Genomic DNA, 13,217 nt, shown 5'->3' with positions numbered 1-13,217 from the left:
CTGGACTCGGAGTCCGCCCGCACAGGCGGGTGCGCCTACTTTCCCCGGATGATCCGGCGGAGTTTGTCGACTCGGGGGCCGACCTCGCGTTCGTTGCCGTGGTCGGTGGGTTGGTAGTAGTCGACGCCGACCAGTTCGTCTGGTGGGTACTGCTGGGCGAGGACACCGTCTCGGTTGTCGTGCGGGTACTTGTAGCCCTGGGCGTTGCCGAGCTTCGCGGCGCCTGCGTAGTGCCCGTCGCGCAGGTGTGGCGGTACCGCGCCTGCCTTGCCCGCGGCGACATCGGCCATGGCGGCGCCGAGTGCCGCGATCACGGCGCCCGACTTCGGCGCGCTGGCCAAGTGAATGGTGGCCTGCGCCAGGGCAAGCCGGGCTTCCGGCAGACCGACCAGCTGGACCACCTGGGCGGCGGCCGTCGCCGTCTGCAGTGCGGTGGGGTCGGCCATGCCGATGTCCTCGCTGGCGTGGATCATCAGTCGCCGCGCGATGAAGCGGGGATCCTCGCCTGCCGTCAGCATTCTCGCGAGGTAGTGCAGCGCGGCGTCGACGTCGGAGCCACGGATCGATTTGATGAACGCGCTGATCACGTCGTAGTGCTGGTCGCCTGCTCGGTCGTAGCGGACGGCGGCCTTGTCCACGCTGGCTTCGACGAGTTCGACGTCGACGGTGCCGTCCAGCGAGGATTCCGCGGACGCCTCCAGCGCGGTGAGCGCGCGGCGGGCGTCGCCGCCCGCGATGCGGACGATGTGGTCGAGCGCCGCATCGGTGACCGTGTACTGATCGTCGAGGCCACGCTGGTCGTGGATCGCGCGACCGAGCACCTGCCGGATGTCGTCCTCGGTCAAGGACTGCAGTTGCAGCACCAGCGACCGGGACAGCAGTGGCGACACCACCGAGAACGACGGGTTTTCCGTGGTCGCGCCGACCAGCAGCACGATCCGGTTCTCCACCGCGGCGAGCAGCGCGTCCTGCTGGGTCTTGGAGAAGCGATGCACCTCGTCGATGAACAGCACGGTCTGCTCGCCGACCGACAGCCTGCGCCGGGCCACGTCGATGACCGCACGCACTTCCTTCACCCCGGCCGACAGCGCCGATAGCGCCTCGAACCGTCGCCCGGTCGAATGCGAGATCAGCGAGGCGAGCGTGGTCTTGCCCGTGCCGGGCGGCCCGTACAACAACACCGACGCCGCACCGGACCCTTCGACCAATCGCCGCAGCGGCGACCCAGGCCCGAGCAAGTGCTGCTGCCCCACCACTTCGTCCAACGAAGCGGGCCGCATCCGCACCGCCAACGGCGCCCCGGCATCCCGGCGCACCACAGTGTCGATGCTGTGCTCCGCAGGCACCCCATCTCCAGGCACGTCGAACAAGCCATCACTCACATCGCCCAACGTTACCGAGCAACACCGACAACCCAGCACTCACCGCACCCGCACGCCACGGCGAGACGACACGCGGCGGGTGAGCTGGGGGTGGCGGGTTGATTTGCGTGTCGGTCGTCTATCGGATGTGATCAATACTCGTGGCTGAAAACGTGATCGTTTCAGATTCTCCGGTTGGGCCGTTCGCGCGACGCACGCTGCTGAAGGGCGGGGCGGTCGCCGTGGCGGCGACCGCGATGCTCAATCCGGCGTCCGCGCATGCCGCGGGTGCGGTGTTCCAGCACGGCGTTGCGTCCGGTGATCCGCTACCGGACGGTGTCATCATCTGGACCCGCGTCACCGTGTCCGATGCCGCCACGCCCGGATCGGGGGTCGGCGAATCGGCAAGCGTGCGTTGGGAAGTTGCGCGGGACGAGGCGTTCGGCTCTGTCGCCGCATCCGGAAATACCAGCGCCAGTGCGGCTTCCGATCACACCGTCAAGGTCGATGTGTCCGGCCTCGCGCCGGGCACGGTCTACTTCTATCGGTTCACCGCACTCGGTCAGACCTCCTCGGTCGGCCGCACCCGCACCGCACCCGCGATCTCCGACTCCCCCGACCGCCTGCGCTTCGGCGTCGTGTCCTGCTCGAACTGGGAGGCCGGATACTTCGGCGCCTACCGCCACCTGGCGGCGCGCACCGATCTGGACGCCATCGTGCACCTCGGCGACTACATCTACGAGTACGGCCGCGGCAAGTACGGCGGCCGCAACGGCACCGTCCGTCCACACGATCCGGCGAACGAGATCATCACCCTGGCCGACTACCGAATTCGGCACGCGCAGTACAAGACCGACCCCGATCTGCTGAATCTGCATGCCCGCCAGCCGTTCATCTGCACCTGGGACGATCACGAATCCGCCGACAACTCCTGGTCCGGCGGCGCAGGCAACCACGACCCGGCGACCGAGGGCAGCTGGCAGGACCGCAAGGCCGCATCCGCCAAGGCCTACTTGGAATGGATGCCGGTGCGCGCCAAGGGAACCGGCGGCGACGTGCAGATCTACCGCAGGCTCCGGTTCGGCACCCTCGCCGAACTGTCCATGCTCGATCTGCGCAGCTACCGCGATCAAGAGGCGAAGCCGGGCGCGCGCGACGCCGACAACCCGGCCCGCACCATCACCGGCAAGGCGCAAATGGACTGGCTCACTGCCGGTTTGGCGTCCGCGCCGGTGCGCTGGAAGCTGGTCGGCAACTCGGTGATGATCGCGCCGCTGCTGTTCCCGCCGCTGGACCCGGCCGCCACCGCGGCGATCACCGGCACCATCGGGTTGCCGCAAGCGGGCCCGCACGTCAACGGTGATCAGTGGGACGGCTACACCGCGGATCGCCAGCGACTGTTCCGCGCGATCACCGACCAGCAGGTCTCGGACGTGGTGTTCCTGACCGGCGACATCCATTCCTCCTGGGCCGCGGACCTGCCCGTCGACACCGCCACCTACCCGGCGGGCAAGACGGCAGGCGCCGAGTTCGTCGTCCCGTCGGTCACCTCGTCGAGCATCGGCGATCTGCTGAAGCTGCCCGGGGCGGCGATCGCGGAGTCGATCAAGGGCGTCAACCACCACCTGCGCTACGTCGAACTGGATTCCCACGGCTACGGCGTCTTCGAGGTCACCCCCGACCAAACCCAGATGGACTGGTTCTACCTGATCGACGTCACCGACCCGAATTCCGCTGTCCGCCACGGCACTTCCCTCGCCGTCCGCTCCGGCGGCCGCATCGAGCCCCGCCCGTCCCCCCTGAGCTGACCCACCACAGGCGACAACCCTCCGCCATGCCCCATTCCATGAGATGCACCCCGCGAGTGGGACATGACGGAGGCGACACGCCGCAAACGCCTCCACCATGTACCACTCGCGGAACCGTCATCGGTGAATGGCCATGTTCCAGCCAGGCCGTCTGCCTGTGCCCCGTTTCGCAAGCTTCGAGATCAAGACCGTCGAATGTTCGTGCCCACCAACGGGTTCTGCCACCTCGTCGCTTCTATCCGGCGCACTTGGCGCACCGAACATGCACTTGCCCCCTGCTGCAGCAGGGGTCAAGTGTGCGATTCCTACTTCAAGTCGCCCGCAGGGAGCGCAAGTGGTGCAGATGGGTGCGGGGTGGTGTTACAACCCGCCGCCACCACATCCCGCGCCACCGCCGCCGAGATCGCTACCGCCGTAACCACTCGAGTCGGTGCCTGCGCCGCCCATGGTTTTGTCCGCGAAGTCTTTCTTCTTGCGGCGTTGCCGGTTTCGTGGGCTGAAGCTGCTGAGCTGTGTGCTCAGCACACTGCCGGACTGTTGCAGGCGCATCGACGGTGTGATGTCCGCAGTACGACGACGCCGACGCAGAACCAGCACCGTTAAGGCAGCGACAACAACACCGCTTGCGACGGCGATCAGCAATACGACGATCACACGACCACCCCTCTCGAACCCCGTGGTCTGGAACAGTCAAGAATACCGCGCAGAGCGGGCCACCAACGCCCCCAATTGCATGGTGTCCGTTGATCTTTAGACGTGGCACGTGACTATTCCGCCGAGTCGTGCTGCGCGGCGACCACTCTCCGCCCAGCAAGACCTCCCAGGTCTACCCACCACCACCGCAGCCACCACCACCTCCGCCACCACACCCACCGCCCCCGCAGCCACTACCCCCACCACACCCACCACCGTGATGACTCCCACCACTACAGCCGGAACCACCCATGAACCCGGCAGCCCCAGCGCCGTAGGCAGCCCCCGACCCGCTCTTCCACCACTTCTGTTGCGCCCGACGCTTGTTGCGTCGCCCGTAGCTACGACCAAGACCCGCACTGAGCGCGGTCCCAGCCTGCTCGGCACGAGGCAGCGACTCCCCGGGTTCGGCGCGCTTCTTTTTCCGCCAGAAGGCGAACACAGCGAATCCGACAACAAGCACCGCAACGATGATCACCAGCAAGTAGTTCATCAGAACGCCCCCGTTCTTTCCCGCCCCAGCCATCGGAGCGGCATTTCCCATTGTCCCGCAGCACCGCCATGGTCAGAGCACAGCTCTGCGGCGCCTCGAACATTGTCAGGGAACAGAATTCAGGAACCCGCTTAACGATTCCTTATAGCGAACCAGCCTCGTCCCGGCGAACGTCAGCCGGGACGAGGGGTCGCTTACTCGGACCAGCGCTCTTCGAGCATGGCCGAGACATCTTCGGCGAAGTCGCCAATGACATCGTCGCCGGTGCACCTGGCGTCTTCGGCCAGCGCCGCCCACCGGTTGATCAGCGCCTCCGACCGCGGCACGGACAGCCCGTGCTCACGGGCGGCCGCGATGCGGGCGTGATCCAACGGCAGGAACCAGTAGGTCGACAACCAGACCCAGATCAGCCTGGCCTCGAGGATCCGCTCGGACAGCAGCTCGTCGTCGGCCAGCGCGGGCCACACGCCGACCACTTCGGAGCGCCACGCCTCCAGCATCTGCCTGCCGCGTTCCCTGGACAGCTCGAAATCGCACAGGCAGCCGGGGAACGAGACGAGCGCGTAGGCGATGTCGAGGGTGGCGTCGCGGAAGCCGCCCCACTCGTAGTCGAGGAAGCGTGCGCCTTCCTCGTTGAGAATGACGTTGTCCGGGCACAGATCCGACGGACTGAACGCGCGGAATCGCCCGGAGGAGAACAACCGGTTACCGCGCACGATCCGTTCGGCGATCTCGCCTGGCACTTCGATGCCGAGTTCGCGTTGCAGTAGCCCCGGCACCTCGGCGATCGCGGATTCGGCCTGCTGCGCGATGCCGTCGACTCGATGCACCACGTCGACGCGACGCAGCAGCGCGACGAAATCGGCTTCGCGCCCGACGGTTGCCGCGTGCATCCGGCCCATCGCCTGCGCGAACGCCATCAGAGCATTGCGGGTGGCAGGCTCGGCGCCGGACTGCAATTGCGCGGTCAGCAGGGAGTTTTCACCGAGGTCGCTGAGGATCAGCAAACGCTCGGGCAGGCTGTGCGCGATCAGGTACGCGCCGGGCCGGTGTTCGCGGCTCAGCGCGGTGGTGAACTGATACGACACCGCTTCACGCAGGAACGCGGAGTCGATGCTGGCGACTCCGGGCGCGAGACCGCCGGTGGTGCGGTCCTGCGCGTGCCCACGCACTTGCTTGACGATGAGGGTTCGCGGTAACGAGAAGGCGTTTTCCGCAACACGCACACGGAGAACCGTCGTTCTACCACTACCGCTGAGTTCGATCGGATCGCTCAGCTTTACCGGAGCACCCATTCGCTTTGTGAGCAACTGTTGCGCTGCGGACACGACTTCGGCGGCGCGTTCGGCCAATAGTGCGGTCATCGCCCTTCAAGTTACTCGCATCGGGTCACTTCTAGCGAGCGGTTACACAACCTTTCCGCGTCGTTCGGCGTGTCTCCCCCGAGGTTACCGAACCGACGCGCGTTGCTTGACACCATTGCACGTGTCAGGTTTTCTCATCGTCAACTGCTCTGCGCCACACCGCAAACCAGTTGAGTGGAAAGGTCTATGGCATGACCGGCACACCGCCTCCCCCGCCCCACGAATCAGCTGGCGACGCTCCTGATCACGGAGACGACGAACGCCACGCGGCGCAGCCGGGCCAGCACGAGAGTCAGACAGCGCACCCCGCAGAACCGAGCAGCGGGCACGGTCGCCACGAGATGGCTGGGCCTGCCGGATACCCGCAGTTCGAAGGACCGGGCGCCGCGCAGTACGGCGACGAACCCGTCGAGCCGCCACCTCCGGTGACTCCACAGCAACCCTCGCAGCAGTCGGCGCAGGCCGGATACGCGCCGCCGAAACCGGAGTACGGCCAGCAACACGGTGGCCAGCCAACCTACGGCCAACCGCAATCCGAGCAAGGCCAACCACAACCGGGCTACGCCGCACCGCACTCTGGCTACGGTCAACCCGAGCAAGGGCAACCGCAACCCGGCTACGGTCAGCCGACCTACGCCGCACCACAGCCGACGTACGGCCAACCGCAGCCCGAATACGGCCAACCCCAACCCGGCCAGGCCGCACCGGAACCCAGCTACGGACAGCCGGGCACCGGCCCCGGCACGATGCCACCGCCGGGCGCCTCCGGCACGGCGCCGCCACCCACCTACGGCTACCAGCAGGCGGCAGTCGGCGTGCCGGGCACCCTCGATGTCGGACAGGCGATCAGCTACGGCTGGGAGAAGTTCCGCTCGAATCCAGGCCCCTGGATCGGCGTGACCGCCGTCGGTCTGCTCATCTATCTCGCGTTCGTGGCGGTCGTCCAGCTCACCGACCCGAGGTCGATCCTGCCCGTGCTGCTGATCTTCCTCGCGGTGATGGTCGGCGTGTGGCTGCTGCAGGCCGCCATGGTGCGCGGCGCGCTGTACGAAACCGACGGCACCAAACCACCTTTCGGCGCGTACTTCCGTTTCATGAACGCGGGCAATGTCCTGCTCACCGCCCTGCTCGCGTTCGTGGCGACGAGCATCGGTTCGGCGTTCTGCGTGCTGCCCGGTCTGATTGTCGGCATCCTGTGCATGTTCTCGATCCACTTCGTCGTCGATCAAGACCAGGGCCCCTTCGAGGCGCTGCGATCCAGCGCCACCCTGGTGGTCACCAACGTCTGGCCAGTGCTGCTACTGGCGCTCTCGGTGCTCTTCGTGACGCTCGTCGGCGTGCTGCTCTGCGGCATCGGCCTGCTGGTCGCGGGACCGGTCGCGGTCATCGCGGTGACCTACGCCTATCGCACGCTCACCGGCGGCGTCGTCTCGGCGCTGCAGGCCTGAATCAGCAGCTGTAGCACCGAATCAGCCCTAGTTCACCAGGGAACGCATCCCGACCCACCGTTTGAACCGATGCACCGGCCCGCCCTCGTTGCCGGCCCGAGGGCGGAGCTCGAGCACGATCACCCCGGCGACCACGATGCCTGCCAGGTTCACCGCGAGTTGCCCCGCAGACATGAACGCGACGTGCCACTCACCCAAAGTTGCTGCGATGACCGCGAATCCGGCCGCAGGCACGGTCGTCACCGAGATGAACACGCCGATCAACGCCGCCGACTTGGCGGTCACCAGCGACAGCATGCCCGCAGCACCAGCGAGCAGGGCGACAACCAAAGAGAACGGCCCAACCTCATAGATGAAGTCGACGTTGGGCAAGTTGGCCACACTGGTCAGCTTGATCCAGCCGAGCTTCTCCCACGCCAACGTTGCGAACAGAGTGATGACCATCGCCACCGGAAACCCGACCGCGAGGGCAAGCGCGGACCGCCGCGCGAGCCGAAAGTCCCTGCGCACCAAGCCCACTGCGAAGGCGGCCAACGGACCGAACTCCGGCCCGACCACCATCGCACCGACCACGGTCACCGGCGAATCGGTGGCAACGCCGATCGCGCCGAGCAGGCAGGCTATGGTGAGGAAGGCGAGGAAGGTGGAGTTGAGCGTCGACTCTTCCTTCGTCTGCGCGAGCAGCTCTTCCCACACCACCGCATCGGTCGGATCGCCGGGCGCGGCCTCGACCGCCCGGTCTCCCGCCTCGGACAGCACGGTTTCGACAGGTCCGAGCGTGATGCCACCGGACTTGCAGATGCCGAGCTTGGTCAGATCGGCGAGCGCCTCGTTGGCGGCCTCCCGCGCCACATCGGCTTGCACCAGGTCACCGGCAGGCTCCACCGCGACGCCGCGCGCCAGCGTCACATGCGTGACGCCGACGTTCGCGGCGAGCACGGCCAACACCTTGTCGGTCAGCTCGGGCGGGCTGATCATGCGCAGATGCAGCACGGAATCCCCTCGTGGTCAGTGTCGCCCGGCAGGGTTGACGGATCGAACTGTCAAAAAGGTACCGTTTGCCCGGCTTTCTGCGCGGCGTTGCCGCCGTCGCGTCGCCTCTGCGCGGCGTTGCCGCCGTCGCGTCGCCCTCGGGTAGGCCTGCATACCCTGCAGGCCCACCCTCGCCTACGCGTCGGCGTTGTCGCCCTTCGCTTCCGGCTTCGCGCCCTTCTCACCCTTCGGCGCAGGTTTGGCGTCCAGCCCGGCTTCCTTGCGCTGCTGCTCGGTGATCGGCGCGGGCGCGTCGGTCAACGGGTCGACGCCGCCGCCGGTCTTCGGGAACGCGATCACCTCGCGGATCGAATCGAGCCCCGCGAGCAGCGCGACAATCCGGTCCCAGCCGAACGCGATGCCGCCGTGCGGCGGTGCGCCGAAAGCGAAGGCGTCCAACAGGAATCCGAACTTGTCCTGCGCCTCTTCCTGGCTGATGCCCATCACCTTGAAGACGCGCTCCTGCACATCCCGGCGATGGATACGGATGCTGCCGCCGCCGATCTCGTTGCCATTGCAGACAATGTCGTAGGCGTAGGCGAGCGCGGCGCCAGGATCGGTGTCGAAGGTGTCGACGGACTCCGGCTTCGGCGAGGTGAACGCGTGATGCACCGCCGTCCACGCCGAATGACCAAGGGCCACATCGCCACTGGCGGTCGCCTCGGCGGCGGGCTCGAACAGCGGCGCGTCCACGATCCACACGAACGCCCAGGCGTTCTCGTCGATCAGTCCGACCTTGCGGGCGATCTCGCCGCGCGCGGCGCCGAGCAGCGCGCGCTGCGCCTTCGCCGGGCCTGCCGCGAAGAACACACAGTCGCCGGGCACCGCGCCGACATGCTTGGCCAGCCCGTCACGTTCGGCGTCGCTCAGGTTCTTGGCGACCGGGCCGCCGAGCGTGCCGTCCTCGTTGATCAGCACGTACGCCAAACCCTTGGCGCCGCGCTGCTTGGCCCACTCCTGCCACGCGTCGAGCTGACGCCGCGGCTGGCTCGCGCCGCCGGGCATCACGACCGCGCCGACATACGGCGCCTGGAACACCCGGAACGGGGTGTCCTTGAAATAGTCTGCGCACTCGGTGATTTCGATGCCGAACCGCAGGTCCGGCTTGTCGGAACCGAAGCGGCGCATGGCTTCCGCATAGGTCATGTGCGGGATCGGGGTCGCGATGTCGTAGCCGATCAGCTTCCACAGCGCGACCAGGATCTGCTCGGCGAGCAGGATCACATCTTCCTGGCGCACGAAGCTCATCTCGATGTCGAGCTGAGTGAACTCGGGCTGGCGGTCGGCGCGGAAGTCCTCGTCGCGGTAGGCGCGCGCGATCTGGTAGTACCGCTCGATGCCACCGACCATGAGCAGCTGCTTGAACAGCTGCGGGCTCTGCGGCAGTGCGTAGAAGCTGCCCGGCTGCAGGCGCGCGGGCACCAGGAAGTCACGGGCGCCCTCCGGTGTGGACCGGGTCAGCGTCGGCGTCTCCACCTCGACGAACTCGTGGTTCGCCAGCACGGAACGCGCGGCCGCGTTCGCCTTCGACCGCAGCCGGATCGCATGCGCCGGGCCTTCGCGGCGCAGGTCGAGGTAGCGGTACTTCAGCCGTGCTTCTTCGCCGGGCTGCTCGTCGAGCTGGAACGGCAGCGGCGCGCTCTCGTTCAACACCTCGAGCTGCGTGACGTTCACCTCGATGGATCCGGTCGGCAGGTCCGGGTTCTCGTTGCCATCGGGCCGCTGCTCCACCACACCGGTGACGAGCACGCAGTATTCGGCACGCAGCCGGTGGGCCTGCTCGGCGGGCTCGCCCTCGCGGAACACCGCCTGCGCCACACCCGACGCGTCGCGCAGATCAATGAAGATCACGCCACCGTGGTCGCGCCGCCTGGCCACCCAGCCGGTGAGGGTGACGGTCTGACCGGCGTGCTCGCTTCGCAGCGAACCAGCCAAGTGGGTGCGCAGCACAGGGTTCCTTTCGACGACTCCGGCACCGGCACGATATGACCAGGTGCGGTCCCATCGTAGTGAGACACATCCGCCGAGAGGAAACCGATCCAGCCAGACCCGTGCCAAGCTGTATCGGCTGGGTATGTCCGAGGCGTAGCAACAACGAGAAAGCGACGACGATGACCTTCAACGAAGGCATGCAAATCGATCCGGACGCCGTCAGTTCCGGGGGTGGACCCGGGCGGGGCGGCAAGATCGCACTCGGTGGCGGCGCAGGCGGGCTCATCGTGCTGGTTATCGCGCTGCTGCTCGGCGGCGACCCCGGTTCGCTGCTCGGCGACCTCACCGGTGCACAGGATCAACAGCAGACCCAATCCGCCCCCGCGGGCACTCCGTCACACTGCAAGACCGGCGCCGACGCCAACAAGTACGTGGACTGCCGGATCGCCTTGACCACGCAGAGCCTGCGCGCCGTCTGGACCGACCAGCTGCCCAAGCAGACGGGCAAGAAATTCGCCAACCTGACCGTTCGCCTGTTCTCCGGCGGCGTCAGCACCGGTTGCGGGCAGGCGTCCAGCGCGGTCGGCCCGTTCTACTGCCCGGCCGATCGCAACGCATACTTCGACACCTCCTTCTTCCAGGAGCTGGTCGACCGGTTCGGCGCGAGCGGTGGGCCGCTCGCCCAGGAATACGTGGTGGCGCACGAGATCGGCCACCACATCCAGAACCAGCTCGGCACTCTCGGTCGCGCACAGGACGATCCGCGCGGGCCCGAATCCGGTGCGGTGCGCACCGAACTGCAAGCCGACTGCTACGCAGGAATCTGGGCGTACTTCGCGGACAAGACGCCCGCGCCGGGCGGCAATCAGCCGTTTCTGAAGCCGCTGTCGGACAACGATATTCGCGACGCACTCTCGGCCGCGTCGGCGGTCGGCGACGACCGCATCCAGAAAGCATCGACGGGCCGGGTGAATCCCGAAGCGTGGACGCATGGTTCGTCGGAAGAGCGGCAGAAGTGGTTCCTCGCCGGCTACAAGACCGGCCAGATCAAGTCCTGTGACACGTATTCCGCACCGGACTTGAAGAACCCGCCCGCATTGCGCTGACCTTCGGTCGTGCCTCGAATCTTTCTGCCGCACCCCGTCATAAACGCTGCCGCACTGAAATAATAGGTGGCACAGCGATAGTCGACGTCGACAGTTTCGGCGCTGTACTGATCGACGACGGACAACCGTACCGTCGACGGGCACGCCAGAGCGGCAAAGAGAGTGGATGATGCGCGGAACGAAAGCGGTACTGCTGGTTGTCTTGCTGATGTTCGCGGGCGGTGGCGCCATGGCCGCCGCAGGCCCGGAACCCGACCAGCCGACGTCCAACCCCGACGTGGCGGCGACGCCCCTGTTCACGCTGACCACCTTCCCGAACGCCTGGCACCCCAAGCGTGATCTCGGCCCGCAACTGCAGATATTCAGCGACGGCCGAGCCGTGAAGACCGTCGACGTGCGAGCCAACGGCCACCTCCCCCGCGAAGTGCTCGACGCCGCGATCGCCGAGACGAAGTCGCTCGCCACCGTGGACTTCGGCGATCCGACCGTCACCGACCAAGGCAGTCAGATCATCGATTACATGCCGCAATCGCCGGACCAGGAAGCACACCTGGTGATCTACGCCCCCGAGTTCACCACCGGCCTCACCGACGAACAGATCGCCGCCCGCACCCGCTTCCGCAACCTCTACCGCACCCTCCTCGAAGCCTTCGTCCACGACTGAGAGTCCGCCCTAACCCGCCCACACCCGAAGGCCCTCAACGCAACACGCCCACCAAAGCACGCTCACGCGACTTACCGCCCCACCCGGGCAGCATCCAAGGATCCACAGACATTTCCTACGGTTCACAGAGCCCAGACCCTCTGTGAACCGTACGGAACCTCTGTGGAATCCACAGAAGCAGTGCGGATTTCGGCGTTCATGAGCGGCAGCCGCAGTCAATGAACTCAGCGGCGCCGACCATCTCGGTATCTGGGATCGAAGGCGGTGACTTCACACCGAGTGGGAACTGGTGGCGGGGCTTCTCGCGCGATGCCGCCACCAGTTCCCACTGATCAACCGACCAACTCCAGAACCGGTGCGCATGCACAGCAGGGCCGCGGATTTCGCTGTTGCAGCAGGACGAGTCCACAGGCGCCAGCCGCGGAGAGCCCTGCGATCCCAGCATGTGGGAGCCCAGGGGTTGGTTTCTGGCCGAGGGGGCACTGGTGGCGGGGGCTACTCGGGCGATGCCGCCACCAATGCCTCGTGATCAACCGACCAACTCCGAAATGGTGAATCCACAAGTGGGCCACGCATTTCGGCGTCGAACTGAGGTAGCTGATGCCCGATAGCTCCTGGTATGTGGGATTTGATGACACCGCTCGATGGTCAACGCGAGCTGGTCGCCGACCCCACCTTGCCGCTGGAACTGGTACGTCCTACACCGGAACGCAGCCAACGGCAGCCCTGCCCGAATCAACTTTCACTGCTCGAGCCCACCGCCCCGCCACTCGTCCCATCGCCCACGCCACTCGAGCCCATCGCCCCTGCCGCTGGAACTCGTACGTCCAACACCCGACCTCAGACGACAGCCCGGCCTGTATCAACTCTCACTGGTCAAGCCAATTCCATTGCTGCTCGAGCCTGCTGCCCGCGCCGCCCCAGCTCATCGGCCCGCCACTCGAACTGGAACGGCCAACGCCGGACCGCAGACGACGACAGCCCGGCCCGAGCTAACTTTGATGCCAGAGCCGGTTGCCCCTCGCTGCTCGAGCCCGTTGCCCTCGCCGCTCGAGCGACTCACCCCACGCCGGTCGAACCGCTCAACCCTCGTCACTCGAGCCGGCGGCCCTCTCGTCTCCCGTACCAGGACGACCCTCGTCACTCAAGTCGGCCGACTGTCATTACTCGAGCCCATTGCCCAGGCACCCGAGCCGTTGCCCCTGGCTGCTCGAGCCCATCACTCTGTCGCTCGGGCCCCGTCACCCCTGCCACTGGAACTGGTACGTCCAACACCCGACCGCAGTCGACAGCCCGGCCCGAATCAACTCTCACTG

The 13,217-nt window shown here is 66.7% G+C and carries 9 protein-coding genes; 4 read left to right on the top strand and 5 right to left on the bottom strand.

The window, feature by feature from the left end:
- Positions 1–35: 35 nt before the first annotated feature.
- The gene (locus tag ACGFNJ_RS25990) at positions 36–1,382 is read right to left on the bottom strand and encodes a replication-associated recombination protein A (protein ID WP_393453214.1); all 1,347 of its coding nucleotides are present in this window, start codon (positions 1,380–1,382) and stop codon (positions 36–38) included.
- Between the two features lie 236 nt (positions 1,383–1,618).
- On the opposite strand from ACGFNJ_RS25990, the gene ACGFNJ_RS25985 reads away from it, so the two are divergent.
- Positions 1,619–3,169 carry an alkaline phosphatase D family protein gene (locus ACGFNJ_RS25985; RefSeq protein WP_393454162.1) on the top strand — a complete coding sequence of 517 codons (1,551 nt, stop codon included), beginning with the start codon at positions 1,619–1,621 and terminating at the stop codon, positions 3,167–3,169.
- A gap of 360 nt (positions 3,170–3,529) precedes the next feature.
- Here ACGFNJ_RS25985 and ACGFNJ_RS25980 read toward each other — a convergent pair whose 3' ends face one another.
- Together ACGFNJ_RS25980 and ACGFNJ_RS25975 are read right to left on the bottom strand one after the other, a co-directional pair.
- Positions 3,530–3,823: a hypothetical protein gene (locus ACGFNJ_RS25980; RefSeq protein WP_393453211.1), complete on the bottom strand. Its 294-nt coding sequence runs from the start codon at positions 3,821–3,823 to the stop codon at positions 3,530–3,532.
- Between the two features lie 726 nt (positions 3,824–4,549).
- The gene (locus tag ACGFNJ_RS25975; RefSeq protein ID WP_393453208.1) at positions 4,550–5,719 is read right to left on the bottom strand and encodes a phosphotransferase family protein; all 1,170 of its coding nucleotides are present in this window, start codon (positions 5,717–5,719) and stop codon (positions 4,550–4,552) included.
- Positions 5,720–5,910: 191 nt separating this feature from the next.
- On the opposite strand from ACGFNJ_RS25975, the gene ACGFNJ_RS25970 reads away from it, so the two are divergent.
- Positions 5,911–7,167, top strand: a complete 1,257-nt coding sequence (locus tag ACGFNJ_RS25970) for a hypothetical protein (protein ID WP_393453205.1) — start codon at positions 5,911–5,913, stop codon at positions 7,165–7,167.
- A 27-nt stretch (positions 7,168–7,194) separates the two neighbouring features.
- On the opposite strand, the gene ACGFNJ_RS25965 is transcribed toward ACGFNJ_RS25970, so the two are convergent.
- On the bottom strand, positions 7,195–8,160 hold the full coding sequence (locus ACGFNJ_RS25965) for a DUF389 domain-containing protein (protein WP_393453202.1): 966 nt from the start codon (positions 8,158–8,160) through the stop codon (positions 7,195–7,197).
- A 174-nt stretch (positions 8,161–8,334) separates the two neighbouring features.
- A complete protein-coding gene (gene aspS / locus ACGFNJ_RS25960) occupies positions 8,335–10,149 on the bottom strand; it encodes an aspartate--tRNA ligase (RefSeq protein ID WP_393453199.1) in 1,815 nt (604 codons plus the stop codon).
- 161 nt (positions 10,150–10,310) lie between these two features.
- Here aspS and ACGFNJ_RS25955 point away from each other — a divergent pair, with 161 nt between their 5' ends.
- Both ACGFNJ_RS25955 and ACGFNJ_RS25950 read left to right on the top strand, forming a co-directional pair.
- Positions 10,311–11,237 carry a neutral zinc metallopeptidase gene (locus tag ACGFNJ_RS25955; protein WP_393453196.1) on the top strand — a complete coding sequence of 309 codons (927 nt, stop codon included), beginning with the start codon at positions 10,311–10,313 and terminating at the stop codon, positions 11,235–11,237.
- A 166-nt stretch (positions 11,238–11,403) separates the two neighbouring features.
- Positions 11,404–11,901: a hypothetical protein gene (locus ACGFNJ_RS25950; protein WP_393453193.1), complete on the top strand. Its 498-nt coding sequence runs from the start codon at positions 11,404–11,406 to the stop codon at positions 11,899–11,901.
- The last annotated feature ends 1,316 nt before the right edge of the window (positions 11,902–13,217 follow it).

The organism is Nocardia sp. NPDC049149 (genome assembly GCF_043197455.1).
Lineage (GTDB): Bacteria > Actinomycetota > Actinomycetes > Mycobacteriales > Mycobacteriaceae > Nocardia.
Note: the sequence above shows the minus strand (reverse complement) of the source record. Positions and strands in the feature narration are given on the sequence as shown.